Below are 15,751 nucleotides of genomic sequence, written 5' to 3'. Positions count from 1 at the left end.
TAGTAGAACATGTTTCAGTTCTGAGGGCAACGACCCGCCGCGACATGCCCGGGAACAGGGTGGGAGGTATTCCGGTCCAACGACTTACCCGCCGGTAGGTGACGCGGATCACAGGATCCTCCATGCCTACGCCGCGGCCGGAGAAGGCCGGCTCTCGCATGCTGGTCATGAGCGTGATCGCACGCGCTGCGGCTCTCGGCGGGGCCAGAAGCCCGCGCCGGTGTGTTTAGCCGCGCCGAGCCGGTTAGATTGGGAACTGTGATGAAACTGTCGCCGGGGGGCGTCATGAGGTTCCTACGCCGCCTGCTCCTCGCCGTGTTCGGCGTGCCGGTGGCGCTGGCCGTCGTGATGAGCCTCGTCGACGGCTACCGCAGCCGAGGAAAGCGAGGCCTCAGGGGCAAGCCGTTCCCGGTGACGCCGCCGCTCACCAACAGCGTCGGCGACGGCACGGTCACCACCTACACCTTCGGCAACGACCTTTACGAGGACATGATCGCCGCCATCGACGGCGCCAAGAAGCAGATCTTCCTCGAGACGTACATCTGGAAGGGCGACGAGGTCGGTCAGCGGTTCAAACAGGCGCTGGCCTCGGCGACCGAGCGAGGCGTCGATGTCTACTGCATCTTCGACGAGCTCGCCAACCTCGTGGTGCCCTCCCGGTTCAAGCGCTTCCCCGAGGGGATGCACGTCCTGCGCTACCCCACCTACGCGGCGGGGTGGCGCTTCTTCGATCTCTCCCGCTACGGCCGCGACCACCGCAAGATCCTGGTCGTCGACGACACGGTCGGGTTCGTCGGTGGCTACAACATCGGGACCGCGTACGCCACCGAGTGGCGCGACACGCACGTGCGCATCACCGGCCCCGGTGTGTGGGACCTGCGGCGCGCGTTCGCCGACTTCTGGAACCTCAACCGGCGGCGGCCGCACCCGCTGACCCACGCGAACGCCGCCGAGGGGCCGCTGCTCATCGAGACCGCACCGTCGTGGGAGCCCGATCTCCGGTTCCACCGCAACGTGCCCCGGTTGTGGATGTTCCCGATCCGGTCGATGTACCTGGAGGCGATCAACCGGGCCTCCCGCAACATCTACCTGACCACCGCCTACTTCGTCCCCGACGAGGACTTCGTGGACGCGCTCAAGGCCGCCGCGCAGCGCGGCGTCGACGTACGCATCCTGCTGCCACTGAAGTCGAACCACATCGTCGTCGACTGGATCTCGCGCGGCTACTTCTCCCAGCTGCTCGGCTCGGGCGTGCGGATCCTGCGGTTCAAGGACGCGATGATCCACGCCAAGACCGCCACCGTCGACGGCTTCTGGTCGACCGTCGGCACCGCCAACATCGACCGGCTCTCGCTGACCGGCAACTACGAGATCAACCTGGAGATCTTCGACCAAGACGTCGCCAAGCAGATGGAGGAGATCTTCTCCCGCGACGAGTCCAACGCGATCGAGCTGACCGCCGACGAGTGGGCCTCCCGCGAGATCCACCGCAAGTTCACCGAGCTGGTCCTCACCCCCCTGCGCCCGCTGCTCTGACCCGCGGGCCTGCAGTCAACGCGGCAGATGCGTCCGCGGCGACATCTTCGGCCCCCGCCGAGGCCGCTTGCCGGCCCCGCGATAGATCAGCGCGACAACACGAGCACGATGGGGCCGAAATGCCTCCAGATAGTCGCGTAGCCGGTCGTCGTCCCAAGCCTGGTTGGTCAGCGCCCAGCCGACGTCCTTGGCGAGGTGGTAGTCACCGAAGCTGACGGCATCGGGGTCGCCGAGCGCCCGCTGCCGCACCTCGGCGACAGTCCACTCCCCGATGCCCGGGATGGTGGTGAGCCGCCGCTCGACCTCCCCACCCGGGAGACCGGCGGTGCGCTCGACCGCGGTCGCGACCCGGGCGGCCTGGAGGACGGCCTTGGACCGGGCCGGGTCGACCGGCAGGCGCAGCCAGTCCCAGCTCGGGATGGCCCGGAGCGCCGCGGGTGTCGGCTGCAGGCGCAGCCCGTGGTCGGCACCCGGGCCGGGAGCGACCTCACCGAAGCGCCTGACCAGGTTGCCGAAGCCGCGGAACGCCTCGTTGTTGGTCACCTTCTGCTCGATGATCGAGGGCACCAGCGCTTCCATCACCAGACCGGTACGTCCGAAGCGCGGCGTCTCGAACCGCTCCAGCAGGCCCGCGAGCAGCGGGTCGTCGGTGTGGAACTCCTCCGGGCGGTCGCCCGCTCCGAGCAGTCCGGGCACGTGCTCCAGCGCCCACTCCGCGCCCTCGCCCCACGCCTCGGACTCCACCTCGGCGTCGCGCTGGCGCAGCCTGAGCGTGGCGGGACCTTGCGGCGTACGGACGGCTCGCCAGTGGTCCTCGCCGAGGATCTTGTACGTCGGGTCGCCCAGCCCACGACGAAGCGGCCGCAGCATCGAGGCGAGGCCGACGGCGTAGCCCGGCCGGACCGTCCGCTGCTGACTCATGCCCCGAGGTTAGCCCGCGGGAAGACCCGGCTGGTGGTCAGATGGGTCGCCCGGCCGGCAGGGTCGCGGCCGGTGAAGCCGAAGACCCGGTGTGCGCCATGGAGGGCATCGGCGGTGACGACCTGGTCGGTGGCGTACGGCAGGACCTCGTAGGTCTGCGGCTCGTCGCCGATGGCGACCCCCTCAGGGCCGGGGACCTCCTCGACCCACAGCCGGCCGTCGGGGCTCTGGTGCAGCGTCCAGTCGACGATGCGGGCGCGGTAGGTGCCGCGGAGCCGGCCGGCGTCGAAGCCGGCGGGCGGCTCGGACGGTGGCACCGGGTCGGGCGCGATCCGGACGCCCGCGAGGTCGTCGAGGAGGTGGCCGACGACGTCGTGGTAGAGCCCGTAGGTGTCGCCGCCGTTGGTGAGCAGCGCGACCGCCAGCCCGTGCTCGGGCACCATCCTGAAGAAGGCCGACTGCCCGATCGTCTGGCCGTCGTGGCCGACGATCCCTTGACTGAGGTCGTCGAGGGACCAGCCCAGACCGCGCGCGTCGGAACGGGTCGATGCGGGATGGTCGACCTGTCGGGTGACCGTCTCGGCGCACGAGGCCGCCGAGACGACTTGGGTGCCGTCAGGAGCCTCCCCGCCGGCGAGATGCATGGCGGCGAAACCGAGCAGATCGCGTACGCGCATCGACAGCATCGCGCCGACCGGGCCGCTGGCCCGGGCCATCCCCCACGCCGGTCCCGGTCGGAGGACATGGTCGGGAGCGGGGTCGATGTGACCCATCGCCGCGCGGAACCGGATCGCGTCGTAGGCCGTGGTGGCGATGTGGCTGAGACCCAACGGGGCGGCGAGACGCTCCTGGAGCGCCCGGTCCCAGGTGGTGCCGCGCAGCACCTCCACCAGGCGCCCGAGCACGGCGAAGCCCGCATTGGAGTAGGAGAACCGCTCCCCCGGGGCGAAGATCTGCGGCAGGTCACCCATGGATGCGACGAACCGCTCGACCGCGTCATCGCCCGGCCCGTGGTCGGTGAAGATGTCGCCCTCGAAGCCGGCCGTGTGGGAGAGCAGCTGACGGATCGTGATCGTCGCGGCCGCCTCCTCGTCGGCGACGGCGAATCCCGGAAGGTGACGCCTGATCTCGTCGTCGAGGCCGACCCGGCCCTCGTCGACGAGCTGCATCACCAGGTCGGTGGTCCACAGCTTGGTGATCGAGCCGACCTGGAACAACGAGTCGGTGGTCGCCTCCACGCCGGTCGCGAGGTTGAGGATGCCGTAGGCGTGGTCGATGACCTGGCCGTCCTGGAGCACTCCGACAGCGGCCGCCGGCACGCGGCGACGCGCCATCAGGGCGGGCAGCTCGGACTCGATCCAGGAGCGGGCAACGGCAAGCGGCATGGGGCGAGGATAGGTCGGAGCGGTTCAGCGCCCGATGTCGGCGAGAGCTGTCAGGGCGCGCTCGAACGCCATCCGGTCGGCCGGGTCGAGATCGGCCAGCAGCTCGGTCTCCATGGCCTCGATCGCATCACGGCAGCCGCGGAGGACCCGAGCGCCGGCCGGGGTCAGGGACACGATCCGGTTGCGGCGGTCGGCCGGGTCGGGCTCGCGCTGGACCATCCCCTGGGTCTCGAGGCGGTCCAGGTTGCCGATCAGGCGGGTCTTGTCGCGGCCGGTCGTGGCGGCGAGCTGCGCCTGGGTGGGCGCGTCGGAGTCGGCCAACGAGCTCAGTACCGCGTAGTCCCACATCTCCAGCCCAGCGGCGTCGAGGATCGGCTTCTCACGGGCCATCACCTCGCGCATCAGACGGGACAGCAGGAAGCCGAGCTCGGGTCGATCCACCGCAGAATCCTAACCGCTCGACATATCGTCTACGTGTGCTTACGATCTACTAATGCTTACTTTTTCACAGACGCTCGCCGCCTACGGCCGCGCCCTCGACGACACCACCATGCTCGCCGCTGCGGCCGGCGATCTGACCGTTCCCACCCCCTGTGCGGACTGGGACCTCGCCGACCTCTTCGGCCACATGATCGGACAGAACCTCGGCTTCGCCGCCGTGGTCGCCGACGGCGACGCGCCGGTGGCTGCGTACGAGTCCGTGGCGGTCACCGGCGACGACGTCGCGCAGAGATGGCAGGACTCGGCCACCCGGGTACGGGACGCGTTCGGTGCCGCCGACCCGGAGGCGACCGTGCACCTCGCCGAGTTCGGCTTCCGCCCGACCGTCACAGTCGCACTGGGGATGCAGCTCCTCGACGCCGCCGTGCACGCCTGGGACGTCGCCACGGCACTCGGGCAGACCTACCGCCCGGCCGAGGCCACGGTCACCTTCGTCCTCGACCTGGCCCGGCAGATCGCCGCCAGACCGGGCGGGACGCCGGTGTTCGCCGCACCGCTCGCCGAGAGCGGCAAGGACCCCTGGAGCGACGCGCTGCGTCTTCTCGGGCGCGATCCGGGGGCCAGCTGAACGCGTCGCGCGACGTGGGTCTCGACCCGCTTCGCAGGTTCGCAGGCTCACCCGCTGCGCTCGCTCGACCTCCTCCCGTTTGCCCGGCGCACGCGCCGGGCAAGGCTCGGATGTCGGTGGCGTGATGTTCACTGGAGACATGCTGCTCGCCGACATCGTCTCCACCTCGAACGCCGTCGCCGCGACCCGGTCACGGAAGGCGAAGGTCGCCGCGCTGGCGGAGTGCCTCGGCGCGGCCACGCGCGACGAGCTGCCGGTGGTGACCGCCTACCTCGCCGGCACGCTGCTGCAGCGACGTACGGGGCTGGGGTGGCGCTCGCTCACCACGCTCCCCTCCCCTGCGGCCGAGGCGACCCTCACGGTCGGCGACGTGCACGAGGCGTTCGAGCGGATGTCGCTGCTGGCGGGCTCGGGCTCGCAGGTCGCCCGCGCGGCCGAGGCCGAGACGCTCTTCGGCGCGGCGACCACGCCGGAGCAGGTGTGGTTGCGAGGCGTCATCACCGGAGAGGTACGCCAAGGAGCACTGGACTCGCTCGTGCAGGAGGCGATCGCGGTGGCCGCCGACGTGCCGTTGCCCGCCGTACGCCGCGCCGCGATGCTGGCCGGCTCGACCGTGGTGGTCGCCGGCCTCGCCTTCGACGGCGAGGAGGCGCTCGCCGAGGTCGGCCTGGTCGTGGGTCGCCCCGCGCTGCCGATGCTCGCCTCGTCGGCCGGCTCGGTCGAGGAGGCCATGGCGAAGCTCGGCGAGGCGGTCGTGGTCGACACCAAGCTCGACGGCATCAGGATCCAGGCCCACAAGTCGGGCTCGGAGGTACGCATCGCGACCCGCACCCTGGAGGACATCACCGCGCGGCTGCCCGAGGTGGCCGAGATCGTCGCCTCCTTCCCGGCCGACACGCTGGTGCTGGACGGCGAGGCCATGACGCTCGGACCGGATGGTCGACCGCGGCCGTTCCAGGAGACCGCCTCGCGCACCGCGACCCGGTCGGCGGCGGACACGGTCGTCGTGCCGTACTTCTTCGACATCCTCCACGTCGACGGCCGCGACCTCATCGACCTCGCGCTCGACCAGCGCCTCACCGAGCTCGACCGGGTCGTCCCCGAGCGGCATCGGGCGCCGCGGCTGGTCACCGTGGACACCGAGGAGGCGGAGCGGTTCGCCACCGACGTGCTCGCCGCCGGCCACGAGGGCGTCGTCGTCAAGGGGGTCGGCCTGCCCTGGGAGGCGGGGCGGCGAGGCTCGGGCTGGATCAAGGTCAAACCCGTCCACACCCTCGATCTGGTCGTCATCGGCATCGAGTGGGGCTCGGGACGCCGCAAGGGCTGGCTCTCCAACATCCACCTCGGCGCCAGGGGTGCCGACGGCGAGTTCGTGATGATCGGCAAGACGTTCAAGGGCATGACCGACCAGATGCTGGCCTGGCAGACCGAGCGTTTCACCGAGCTCGCCGTCGGCGGCACCGACGACTGGCAGGTGAAGGTCCGCCCCGAGCAGGTGGTCGAGATCGCCTTCGACGGCGTGCAGCGCTCGACGCGCTATCCGGGCGGCGTCGCGCTGCGCTTCGCCCGGGTGGTGCGCTACCGCGAGGACAAGACGCCGGCGGAGGCGGACACGATAGATGCCGTCAGAATGTATCTTCAGTGACCTGATCGGGATACCGGGTGCAGGTGGCCCCGAACGATCCTTTAACCTCACTGCGCGTGCCCCCACACGCCTATGCCCGCCTCGTTGCGCTTCTCGCGACGCTGACGATGATCCTGGGGTCCGCCGCCGTCAACCCGGCCCCCGCCGCCACCGGCGCCTCCGCCGACCAGTCCGTCGCCGCGCCGAGCGCCAGCGTCTCCCGGCCGATCCTGGGTGAGTCGTTCACGCTGAGCGGCTCACTCGGGCCCGGCGTGAGCCGGGTGGTCCGGCTGGAGCGCTACCACGACGGCGACTGGCAACCCGTACAGAAGCAGATCGCCGACCAGACCGGCCGCTACTCCTTCGTCGTGAGCCAGTCCTCGTGGCGGATGCGCTGGCGGGTTTTCGCCCCCGCCGTCGAGCGGGAGGGGCGGAAGGCGGCGGAGCTGGCCACGGCGCCGCGTACGCTCTTTGGCCAGCCGCAGGCCGTCACGACCAGCATGGCGAGGTCGGTGCGCGCCGGGAGCGCGGTGCGGCTCACCCTGTTCGCCGCCCCGGCCCGCCCCGGCCGAGTGCTCACGCTCCAGCGCGACAGCGGCAACGGATGGACGAACGTCGCCAACCTCACCACCGGCCCGACCGGCCATGCGACGTACGTCTTCAGGACCCGGGAGGTGGCGAAGACGCGGTTCCGGACGGTCGCTAGGGCGCATCACGGTGCGCCGGCGTTCGTGGGGTCCTCGGCGGCCGTCTACGCCCTTGGGAGCAGGCCGGTCGGGGTGATGGCGTGGCGCGGCGACTCGCTCAACCATCCGGAGAACACCCTGGACGCGTTCCGTAGCGCCGTGCGGCAGCGGGCCGACTTCATCGAGATGGACTTCCAGCCGACGGCCGACGGCGAGTGGGTGCTGCTGCACGACGGCGACTTCAGGCGTACGACCGATGTCGAGGACCGCTTCCCCGAGCGTCGGCGGGCGAGCCCGCGGGAGTTCACCCTCGCCGAGGTGCAGTCGCTCGACGCGGGCTCGTGGATGGGGCCGCAGTTCCGCGGCGTCCGGGTGCCGACCATCGAGGAGACCTTCGACGCCATCGACGTGGCCGAGCGGCTCTACGGCCACCGGGTCCGGCTCGTGGTCGAACTCAAGGGCGAGAGCGCCGCCGAGATGCGTGCGCTCTACCGCAAGGTCGTCTCGCTGCGCCCGGACTGGGTCTCCAGAAAGGGGCACGGCGACAAGGCGATCTTCATGAGCTTCGACGCGCGCCACTTCGACTTCCCCGGCTTCGAGCGGACCGGGATGGAGACGGTCGCCGTCAAGGACGAGCCCGACCCCGCGGACCTTTACGCTGACGAGTTCACCCAGGTGCACCTCCACACCCGGCTGCTCGACGCCGCCCTCGTGGACCGCTACCGCAACCAGGGAGCCGAGGTCGGCACCTGGCCCGCGGTCAACACCGCGTCCGTGCTCCGCGCCGCCGTCGCCGGGGTCGACTACGTCACCACCGATGACGTCGCGGGCGCTCGGCGCGCACTGCTCCACTAGACAGATGTGAGGACTGTGAGGACTGACACTGACAGTGCAACTCCGAGTTGCACACCGCGTACAGTGTGCATGTGAGCAGCCGATCAACCAGTTCCCACTCCCCCTCGGGCTCCGCTTCGGCCCGCGGCACCGAGCCCGACGGACGCCGCTCGGCCGCCGCCGCCCGACGCCGTGCCCGCGAGGCAGACATCGTCGCCGCGACCCGCAAGCTCTTCGACGAGCGCGGAGTGAGCGACGCCCAGATCGAGGACATCGCCAAGGCGGTCGGCATCAACCGCGCGATCGTCTACCGGCACTTCACCGGCAAGGACGAGATCTTCGCACTGACCCTGGTCGGCTACCTCGACGAGCTCCGCGAGCGGATGCTCACCGCGACCGAGGGTGACAGCGCACCCACCGACGTCGTCCGTGACGTCGTCGGCACCTTCGTCGACTACGGGATCGAACATCCCGCCTTCGTCGACTGCGCCCAGACGCTGATGCGCCGCAGCGGCTCCGACCTGCTCGACGAGCTCTCCGAGAGCGCCCTTTTCCGCCTGGGCCGGGCGATGAACGGCTGCCTCACCATCCTCACCACCGTCTTCGAGGACGGTGCCGCCTCCGGCGAGCTCCACGTCAAGGACGCCAACCTGCTCGCCAACACCCTCTATGCCTCCGGCCTCGGCGCCCTCCAGCTCGCCCGCGTCGGCATCCTGGTCTCGGAGTCCGCCCCCGGCGTACCCACCGTCGGCTCCGTCTCCCCCGACCAGGTCCGGGACTTCCTCGTCACCTCCGCCCTGGCCCTCACCGCCAAATAACGCCGAGACGTCACGTACGTCGGCCGAGCCGTCAGTTCTGGCGCGCGAGAAGGTAGTTCCGGCGCGCGAGACGTCACATGCGTCGGCCGAGTGGGCAACCAGGTGCCAACTCGGCCGACGGGGGTGACGCCTCGGGCTACTTCTCCAGGATGGCGACGACGCCCTGGCCGCCGGCGGCGCAGACGGAGATGAGGCCGCGACCTGAGCCCTTCTCGTCGAGGAGCTTGGCGAGGTTGTTGATGATCCGGCCGCCGGTGGCGGCGAAGGGGTGGCCGGCGGCGAGGCTGGAGCCCTTGACGTTGAGCTTCTCGCGCGGGACGGTGCCGAGCGGGGCGTCGAGGCCGAGCTTGTCCTTGCAGAAGTCCGGGGACTCCCAGGCGGCGAGGGTGGAGAGGACCTGCGAGGCGAACGCCTCGTGGATCTCGAAGAAGTCGAAGTCGTCGAAGGTCAGGCCGTTGCGGGCGAGGAGGCGCGGGACGGCGTACGCGGGAGCCATCAGCAGGCCCTCGCCGCCGGCGACGTAGTCGACAGCGGCGACCTCGGCGTCGACGAAGTAGGCCAGGACCGGCAGGTTCTTGGCGGCGGCCCACTCCTCGCTCGCAAAGAGCACGGCGGAGGCGCCGTCGGTCAGCGGCGTCGAGTTGCCGGCCGTCATGGTCGGGTTCTCGCCCTTGACCCCGAAGACGGGCTTGAGGGTCGCGAGCTTCTCCACGGTCGAGCCCGGGCGGAGGTTGTTGTCCTTCTCCAGACCGCGGAACGGGGTGATCTGGTCCTCGAACCAGCCGGCCTCGTACGCGGCGGCGAGCTTCTGGTGGGAGGCGGCGGCCAGCTCGTCCTGGGCCTCGCGGGTGATGCCCCACTCCTGCGCGGTCAGCGCGGCGTGCTCACCCATGGAGAGCTTGGTGCGCGGCTCGACGTTGGCCGGGATGTTGGGGATGACGTCGGCGGGGCGGAGCTTGGCGAAGGCCTTGACCCGGTCGATGTTGGTCTTGGCGCGGTTGGCCTCGAGCAGGACCTTGCGGAGCTTCTCGCCCAGCGCGATCGGCGCGTCGGAGGTGGTGTCGGTGCCGCCTGCGATGCCGGAGTCGAGCTGGCCGAGCGCGATCTTGTTGGCGATGTAGGTCGCGGCCTGGAGACCGGTGCCGCAGGCCTGCTGCAGGTCGACGGCGGCCGTCTCGGGGGCCAGCTTGGAGCCGAGCACCGACTCGCGGGTCAGGTTGAAGTCGCGGGAGTGCTTGAGCACTGCGCCGGAGGCGACCTCACCGATGCGCTCACCCTCGAGGCCGAAGCGAGCGGCGAGCCCGTCGAGGACGGCGGTGAACATCTCCTGGTTGGACGCGGTCGCGTACGCACCGTTGGAGCGGGCGAAAGGAATGCGGTTGCCGCCCACGATGGCGACACGACGAGTGGTGGTCATGAGTTCATCCTTGTCTGATGAAGCGCTTTGGAGAAGGGTATGTCAGGGAGATCACGAAAAGTGGACACCGAGTTACACGCCTAGTTACAACTGGCCAGTAACATACCAACGTACGCCTCAGAGACCACGTCCAGAAGGATCAGAGAGACCATGAGCGACAAGTACCAGAGCTTCACCCAGTCGGCGATCGGCAAGGTCCTCGTCAAGAACCTCGGGCTGCCGAGCCCCGCCAAGCTCGAGCGGTACGCAGCCGGTGCCCCGCTCGTGAAGGGCACCGTCCTCGTCGGCGGGCGTGGTCGTCTGGCGGAGTCGCTGGGCGGGCTCCTCGGCGAGCTGGACATCACCGCGACCGACACCGCACCGGCCGGCAGCCGGTTCAAGGGGCTGGTCTTCGATGCCACCGGCCTCACCTCGACCGCCGACCTGGTCGCGCTCCAGGAGTTCTTCACCCCGGTGCTGCGCAGCCTGGAGAACAACCCGCGCGTGGTCGTGATCGGCACCCCGCCCGAGCAGCTCAAGGGCGCTGAGCGGGTAGCCCAGCGCGCACTGGAGGGCTTCACCCGCAGCCTCGGCAAGGAGATCGGCAAGGGCGGCACCGTCCAGCTCGTCTACGTCGCCGAGGGCTTCGAGGGCTCGCTGCTCTCCACGCTGGCCTTCCTGCTCTCCCCGAAGAGCGCGTACGTCTCCGGCCAGGTCGTGCGGATCGGCACCAAGAACGCCTCGCCCGCGGCCGAGCAGGTCGACCCGAAGAAGCCGCTGACCGGCAAGGTCGCGCTCGTCACCGGCGCCGCGCGCGGCATCGGCGAGGAGATCGCCAAGGTACTGCAGCGCGACGGCGCGACCGTCGTCGGTCTCGACATCCCGCCGTCCGAGGACGACCTGAAGAAGGTCACCCCCGACTACATCACCGCCGACATCACCGCCGAGGACGCCCCCGCCACGATCGCCTCCTACCTCCAGGAGAAGTTCGGCGGCGTCGACATCGTCGTCCACAACGCCGGCGTCACCCTCGACAAGAAGCTCGCCAACCAGAAAGCCGATCGCTTCGGCACCGTGCTGGAGATCAACATCAGCGCCCCCGAGCGGATCACCGCCGAGCTGCTCGAGCAGAAGCTGATCCGCCCCAACGGCCGCATCATCGGCGTCTCCTCGATCGCCGGCATCGCCGGCAACGTCGGCCAGACCTCCTACGGCGCCTCGAAGGCCGCCGTCATCGGCTTCGTCGACTCGCTGGCCGAGGAGCTGCCCGACGGGATCACCATCAACGCGGTCGCGCCGGGCTTCATCATCACCCAGATGACCGCAGCGGTGCCGTTCGCGACGCGCGAGGTCGGCCAGCGGCTCAACGCGATGGCCCAGGGCGGCCTGCCGGTCGACGTCGCCGAGACCATCGCCTGGTACGCCTCGCCGGCCTCCACCGGCGTCAACGGCAACGTCGTGCGGGTCTGCGGCCAGATGATGCTGGGGGCCTGATGAGCACGCCGAAGACCGAGCCCAGCTTCACCGGCAGGTCCGGTCCCGCCCTGCTCGTCCGGGCGGCGCTGCCGGCCATCCCGGGCATCAACGCGCTCCCGGGGATCAAGAAGACCGGCGTCGCCTACGAGGAGCTCAGCCTCACCCGCGAGCCGGTCGCCCTCGAGCGGAAGGCGGTCGACGCGTACGCCGAGCTGTGCGGCTTCCCGATCAAGGACACCGTGCCGCTCCCCTACCCGCACATGCTGGCCTTCCCGCTGCACATGGCGCTGATGTCCTCGCCCGACTTCCCCTCGCCCGCGATGGGGATGGTCCACATCGAGAACTCGATCAGCGGCTACCGCCCGATCTCGGTCGGCGAGGCGGTCGCGGTCACCGCGACCGTGGGCCAGCCCGAGCCGCACCCGGTCGGCGAGGCGTACCGGTTCCTGACGGTCGCCACCGTCGAGGGCGAGGTCGTGTGGGAGTCCACCTCGACGTACCTCGTCCGCGGGAAGCGCAACCCCGACGTCTCCTGGAAGTCCGATCTCATCGAGGTCGACCCGTCCGGGCCGGTGTTCCCGCTCAAGGCCGACCTGGGCCGGCGCTACGCCAAGGTCGCCGGCGACTACAACCCGATCCACCTCTACCCACTGACCGCCAAGGCGCTCGGGTTCAAGCGCCAGATCGCCCACGGGATGTGGACCAAGGCGCGCTGCATCGCGGCGCTGGAGAACCGGCTGAGCGATGCGGTACGCGTCGACGTGGCGTTCAAGAAGCCGGTCTTCCTGCCCTCCTCGGTCGCGTTCGGGTCGCTCAAGCACCTGGACGGTTACGACTTCTCACTCCACAAGCGGGGCTCGGACACGCTCCATTTGGTGGGGCGCACCACCACTCTGTGACACCGAGGGCCGCCACGATTTAACCCGTGGCGGCCCCGGTCTCGCAGGTGAGACGGTTGCTCGCATGCCTGCCCCACTCCAAGTCCCGCCGCGCTACTCCGAGCGGCCGTTGACACTCGCCGATGCCGCCGCCGTGACCCGCGTGATGGCGGCGAACGAGCTGGCCACCGTGGGCGAGGTCCTCATCGAGGAGGCCGACATCGTCGCGGAGTGGCAGCGGCCCTCCTTCGACGTCGGCGCGGCCACCGTCGGCGTGTTCGGACCCGACGGAGACCTGGTGGGCTACGCGGAGTGCTCCGGCGGCGCCCGTGCCGACGCGGCCGTCCACCCCGAGCACTGGGATCACGGGATCGGCACCGCCCTGGCCGGCTGGATCAGCGCCCGTGCGGCCGAGCTCGGAGAACCGGTCATCGGCATGCCGGTCCCCCAGGGCTCGCCCGGCGACCGGCTGCTCGAGTCCCTGGGCTGGTTCCCGCGCTGGGAGTCCTGGGTGCTGGCGCTGCCGCACGACGCGGCGATCCCGGTGCGAGAGCTGCCGGAGGCGTACGCCATCCGGGCTGCCGCACCGCAGGACCACGAGCAGGTGTGGACCGTGATCGAGGACGCCTTCCTGGAGTGGTCCGAGCGCGAGCGGGAACCCTACGCGGACTGGGTCGCCACGACCATCGAGCGGCCGGGCGCCGAGCCGTGGAACATCCGTGTGGTGACCGGCCCGGACGGTGCGGTGGTCGCCGCCGCGGTGCTGGTGATGACCGAGGACGGCCGGGAGGGGTACGTCAGCAGGCTGGCCACCCGCAAGGACCAGCGCAACCGCGGCCTGGCCCAGGCGCTCCTCGCCGACGCGTTCGGCGTGGCCCGTGCCCACGGAGCCACGCGCGCGACCCTGTCGACGGACTCCCGCACCGGCGCCCTCGACCTCTATCTCCACGTCGGCATGGAGGTCGAGTCCACCTGGGTCCACCGGGCGACCCGGCCCTGATCCCACGTCGACGCCCCGGCCTCGGCTACGATCGTGCGTCCAGGAGGTGGACAGACATGTCCGACGTACTGATCCGAGGGCTCTCGGATGACGAGCTCGCGCGCATCGACACCGAGGCGACGCGGCTCGGGCTCACCCGCAACGAGTATCTCCGCCGATGGTTCACGCCCGACGCACTGCGTCCGCTGCCACCGGCGCGACCCGTGGCCGGCGGCGACTTCGCGAAGTTCGCCCCGCTCGCCGACCGGGGTCTGATGCGTGACGCATGGTCGTGAGGCGACCCTGGCTGATGCACCGGTCGGCACTCGCCCGGATGTCCACCAGCCCCGACGCTGAGAAGTGGTCCCGCCTGATCGAGCTGGGACAGGTACGCATCACCACCACGACACTGCTCGAGATCGGCCACCTGGCCCGCTCGGAGCGGGAGTGGTCCGATCTCGTCGAGGACGTGCCGGTGATCCACATGCCGCTCGCGACCCTCACCCCGCGTACGGAGGCACGGGCGCTGGAGATCCAGCGCATCGTGCTGCGCGACGGCCGCCACCGGGCACCGTCGGTGCCGGACCTGCTGGTGGCCGCGGTAGCCGAGGAGGCCGATCTCACCGTCCTCCACGCCGACAACGACGTCGACCTCATCACCCGGACGACCGGCCAGCCGGTCGAGCGGCTGCGAGCCTGAGACTCAGAAGAGCTCGCGGACCTTCTCGATCGGCCGGGCGAGCACGCCGCGGTCGCCCTTGATCACGATCGGGCGCTGCAGCAGGGCCGGGTGCTCGACCATCAGCGCGACCAGCTCGTCCTCGGAGAGGTCGCGGTTGGCCAGGTCGAGCTCCTTGTAGACCGGCTCCCGCTTCCGCAGCACGTCACGAGCGCTCAGGCCGGTCTTGGCAAGGATGTCCTTGACCTCCTCGGTCCGCAGGCCGAGCACGTGGTAGTCGACCTTCTCGAAGTCGACGCCCTCCTCCTTGAGGAGAACGAACAGGTTCCGACACGTCGTGCAGGTCGGCTTCTCGTACACGGTGATCTGGTCCACGGCGCCACCTTAGCCCGCGGGTCGGGTGCGCTATCGCGGCGGGCGACCAGGGTGTGCGATAGCGCGCCGGCCTATCTCTGGGCCTGCTGTGAACAGGCCCGCCGAGTCGGCCCGTCCTGACCGAAATGCCAGCCGAGTCGGCTCGTCATGACGAGCCGACTCGGCGCCGAATCCGGTCAGGAAGAGCCGACTCGACGAAAGGGGTCAGCCGCGAGGCGGGCGGATGAGGCCTTCCTGCGCGACCGTGGCCGCCAGGATGCCGTCGGCGGTGAAGACCCGGCCGATGGACAGGCCGCGGCCACCGTAGGCGGAGGGGCTCTCCTGGTCGTAGAGCCACCACTCGTCGGCGCGGAAGGGACGGTGGAACCAGATGGTGTGGTCGAGCGAGGCCATCTGGATGCCCTTGTGGTCCAGCGAGTGGGCCGCCAGGGAGGCGCCGAGGAGCGAGATGTCGGAGGCCCAGGCGAAGGCGCCGCGCTGGACGTTGTCATCGTCGGGCAGCGAGGCGCCCAGCCGGATCCAGAGGCGCTGCTGCGCCGGACGTGCCGGGTCGGGCTCGATGCCGAGCAGCGAGTTGCCGACAGCGCGGATCTCGACCGCCTCCCACTCGCGCGCGAGCGAGACCGCCTCGGGGCTGCCGGAGTCGGCCATCATCTTCAGGAAGTCGATGCACTTCTCGGGCGGCGGGACGGACGGCATCGCGTCCTGGTGCTCGAAGCCAGTCTCCTCACGCTGGAAGTTGGCGGTGAGGTAGTAGATGTCGCGCCCCTTCTGGCGCGCCCGGACCCGCCGGGTCTCGAAGGAGCGCCCGTCGCGGATCCGCTCGACGTCGTAGACGATCGGGTAGGACGGGTCGCCCGGCAGCAGGAAGTAGGAGTGCATCGAGTGCACCGTGAAGGCCGGGTCGGCCGACCGGACCGCGGCCATCAGCGCCTGGGCGGCCACCTGGCCGCCGTAGGCGCGCCCGCGCGAGTTGCGGGTCGTGGTGGCACCGTGGAAGAGGTCCTTGTCGATCTCGACCAGGTCGAGCACGCCTACCAGCTCGGCCACTGCCTGATCCGCCGCTACGGCGTCGGTCGTCATGCGTTGAGTTTC

General features: G+C 70.3%; 16 protein-coding genes. 10 read left to right on the top strand and 6 right to left on the bottom strand.

Annotation, left to right across the window (positions count from 1 at the left end):
* Positions 1-285 precede the first annotated feature (285 nt).
* Positions 286-1,536, top strand: a complete 1,251-nt coding sequence (locus tag ACW14X_RS29065; RefSeq protein WP_160023204.1) for a phospholipase D-like domain-containing protein — start codon at positions 286-288, stop codon at positions 1,534-1,536.
* Positions 1,537-1,551: 15 nt separating this feature from the next.
* On the opposite strand, the gene ACW14X_RS29060 is transcribed toward ACW14X_RS29065, so the two are convergent.
* From ACW14X_RS29060 to ACW14X_RS29050, 3 genes are read right to left on the bottom strand one after another with little or no spacing between them, the layout of a single operon-like run.
* Entirely contained in the window at positions 1,552-2,457 is a 906-nt protein-coding gene (locus ACW14X_RS29060; RefSeq protein WP_457164234.1) for a DNA-3-methyladenine glycosylase family protein, read from the bottom strand.
* Entirely contained in the window at positions 2,454-3,842 is a 1,389-nt protein-coding gene (locus tag ACW14X_RS29055; RefSeq protein WP_457164233.1) for a serine hydrolase domain-containing protein, read from the bottom strand. The genes ACW14X_RS29060 and ACW14X_RS29055 overlap by 4 nt, the downstream gene beginning before the upstream one ends.
* A gap of 24 nt (positions 3,843-3,866) precedes the next feature.
* Positions 3,867-4,283, bottom strand: coding sequence for a MarR family winged helix-turn-helix transcriptional regulator (locus ACW14X_RS29050; protein WP_160023198.1), 417 nt, complete (start codon positions 4,281-4,283; stop codon positions 3,867-3,869).
* 52 nt (positions 4,284-4,335) lie between these two features.
* Here ACW14X_RS29050 and ACW14X_RS29045 point away from each other — a divergent pair, with 52 nt between their 5' ends.
* The 4 genes from ACW14X_RS29045 (at position 4,336) to ACW14X_RS29030 (ending at position 8,873) form a co-directional block, all read left to right on the top strand.
* On the top strand, positions 4,336-4,911 hold the full coding sequence (locus ACW14X_RS29045) for a TIGR03086 family metal-binding protein (protein WP_457164232.1): 576 nt from the start codon (positions 4,336-4,338) through the stop codon (positions 4,909-4,911).
* Between the two features lie 124 nt (positions 4,912-5,035).
* Positions 5,036-6,556 (top strand): ATP-dependent DNA ligase, encoded by a 1,521-nt coding sequence (locus tag ACW14X_RS29040; RefSeq protein ID WP_457164231.1) that lies wholly within the window; start codon positions 5,036-5,038, stop codon positions 6,554-6,556.
* 56 nt (positions 6,557-6,612) lie between these two features.
* Positions 6,613-8,076 carry a glycerophosphodiester phosphodiesterase gene (locus tag ACW14X_RS29035; protein WP_457164230.1) on the top strand — a complete coding sequence of 488 codons (1,464 nt, stop codon included), beginning with the start codon at positions 6,613-6,615 and terminating at the stop codon, positions 8,074-8,076.
* A 71-nt stretch (positions 8,077-8,147) separates the two neighbouring features.
* Positions 8,148-8,873, top strand: coding sequence for a TetR/AcrR family transcriptional regulator (locus ACW14X_RS29030; protein WP_160023192.1), 726 nt, complete (start codon positions 8,148-8,150; stop codon positions 8,871-8,873).
* A gap of 136 nt (positions 8,874-9,009) precedes the next feature.
* Here the strand turns inward: ACW14X_RS29030 and ACW14X_RS29025 are convergent, their stop codons facing one another.
* Entirely contained in the window at positions 9,010-10,290 is a 1,281-nt protein-coding gene (locus ACW14X_RS29025) for an acetyl-CoA C-acetyltransferase (RefSeq protein ID WP_160023190.1), read from the bottom strand.
* A 150-nt stretch (positions 10,291-10,440) separates the two neighbouring features.
* On the opposite strand from ACW14X_RS29025, the gene ACW14X_RS29020 reads away from it, so the two are divergent.
* The 5 genes from ACW14X_RS29020 to ACW14X_RS29000 all read left to right on the top strand — a co-directional run bounded on the left by ACW14X_RS29020 (position 10,441) and on the right by ACW14X_RS29000 (position 14,302).
* Entirely contained in the window at positions 10,441-11,763 is a 1,323-nt protein-coding gene (locus ACW14X_RS29020) for a 3-oxoacyl-ACP reductase (RefSeq protein WP_457164229.1), read from the top strand.
* On the top strand, positions 11,763-12,644 hold the full coding sequence (locus ACW14X_RS29015) for a MaoC family dehydratase (RefSeq protein WP_457164228.1): 882 nt from the start codon (positions 11,763-11,765) through the stop codon (positions 12,642-12,644). Before ACW14X_RS29020 ends, ACW14X_RS29015 begins: the two co-directional genes overlap by 1 nt.
* A 64-nt stretch (positions 12,645-12,708) precedes the next feature.
* Positions 12,709-13,623, top strand: coding sequence for a GNAT family N-acetyltransferase (locus ACW14X_RS29010; protein ID WP_457164227.1), 915 nt, complete (start codon positions 12,709-12,711; stop codon positions 13,621-13,623).
* Between the two features lie 56 nt (positions 13,624-13,679).
* Positions 13,680-13,898, top strand: a complete 219-nt coding sequence (gene vapB / locus ACW14X_RS29005; protein WP_091041496.1) for a type II toxin-antitoxin system VapB family antitoxin — start codon at positions 13,680-13,682, stop codon at positions 13,896-13,898.
* Between the two features lie 14 nt (positions 13,899-13,912).
* Positions 13,913-14,302: a PIN domain-containing protein gene (locus ACW14X_RS29000; RefSeq protein WP_400463373.1), complete on the top strand. Its 390-nt coding sequence runs from the start codon at positions 13,913-13,915 to the stop codon at positions 14,300-14,302.
* A gap of 3 nt (positions 14,303-14,305) precedes the next feature.
* On the opposite strand, the gene ACW14X_RS28995 is transcribed toward ACW14X_RS29000, so the two are convergent.
* Both ACW14X_RS28995 and ACW14X_RS28990 read right to left on the bottom strand, forming a co-directional pair.
* On the bottom strand, positions 14,306-14,656 hold the full coding sequence (locus ACW14X_RS28995) for an arsenate reductase family protein (protein ID WP_160023178.1): 351 nt from the start codon (positions 14,654-14,656) through the stop codon (positions 14,306-14,308).
* Between the two features lie 204 nt (positions 14,657-14,860).
* Positions 14,861-15,739, bottom strand: coding sequence for an acyl-CoA thioesterase (locus ACW14X_RS28990; RefSeq protein ID WP_457164226.1), 879 nt, complete (start codon positions 15,737-15,739; stop codon positions 14,861-14,863).
* Between the last annotated feature and the right edge of the window lie 12 nt (positions 15,740-15,751).

This window comes from Nocardioides sp. YJ-D4 (assembly GCF_054031495.1).
Note: the sequence above shows the minus strand (reverse complement) of the source record. Positions and strands in the feature narration are given on the sequence as shown.

What these genes read in the sequence shown, in the direction of transcription:
- ACW14X_RS29015 (WP_457164228.1), top strand. Translation starts at nt 11,763, where the DNA reads ATGAGCACGCCGAAGACCGAGCCCAGCTTCACCGGCAGGTCCGGTCCC.
- ACW14X_RS29010 (WP_457164227.1), top strand. Translation starts at nt 12,709, where the DNA reads ATGCCTGCCCCACTCCAAGTCCCGCCGCGCTACTCCGAGCGGCCGTTG.
- ACW14X_RS29055 (WP_457164233.1), bottom strand. Translation starts at nt 3,842, where the DNA reads ATGCCGCTTGCCGTTGCCCGCTCCTGGATCGAGTCCGAGCTGCCCGCC.
- ACW14X_RS29060 (WP_457164234.1), bottom strand. Translation starts at nt 2,457, where the DNA reads ATGAGTCAGCAGCGGACGGTCCGGCCGGGCTACGCCGTCGGCCTCGCC.
- vapB (WP_091041496.1), top strand. Translation starts at nt 13,680, where the DNA reads ATGTCCGACGTACTGATCCGAGGGCTCTCGGATGACGAGCTCGCGCGC.
- ACW14X_RS29040 (WP_457164231.1), top strand. Translation starts at nt 5,036, where the DNA reads ATGTTCACTGGAGACATGCTGCTCGCCGACATCGTCTCCACCTCGAAC.
- ACW14X_RS29025 (WP_160023190.1), bottom strand. Translation starts at nt 10,290, where the DNA reads ATGACCACCACTCGTCGTGTCGCCATCGTGGGCGGCAACCGCATTCCT.
- ACW14X_RS28990 (WP_457164226.1), bottom strand. Translation starts at nt 15,739, where the DNA reads ATGACGACCGACGCCGTAGCGGCGGATCAGGCAGTGGCCGAGCTGGTA.
- ACW14X_RS29020 (WP_457164229.1), top strand. Translation starts at nt 10,441, where the DNA reads ATGAGCGACAAGTACCAGAGCTTCACCCAGTCGGCGATCGGCAAGGTC.
- ACW14X_RS29045 (WP_457164232.1), top strand. Translation starts at nt 4,336, where the DNA reads ATGCTTACTTTTTCACAGACGCTCGCCGCCTACGGCCGCGCCCTCGAC.
- ACW14X_RS29000 (WP_400463373.1), top strand. Translation starts at nt 13,913, where the DNA reads ATGCACCGGTCGGCACTCGCCCGGATGTCCACCAGCCCCGACGCTGAG.
- ACW14X_RS29065 (WP_160023204.1), top strand. Translation starts at nt 286, where the DNA reads ATGAGGTTCCTACGCCGCCTGCTCCTCGCCGTGTTCGGCGTGCCGGTG.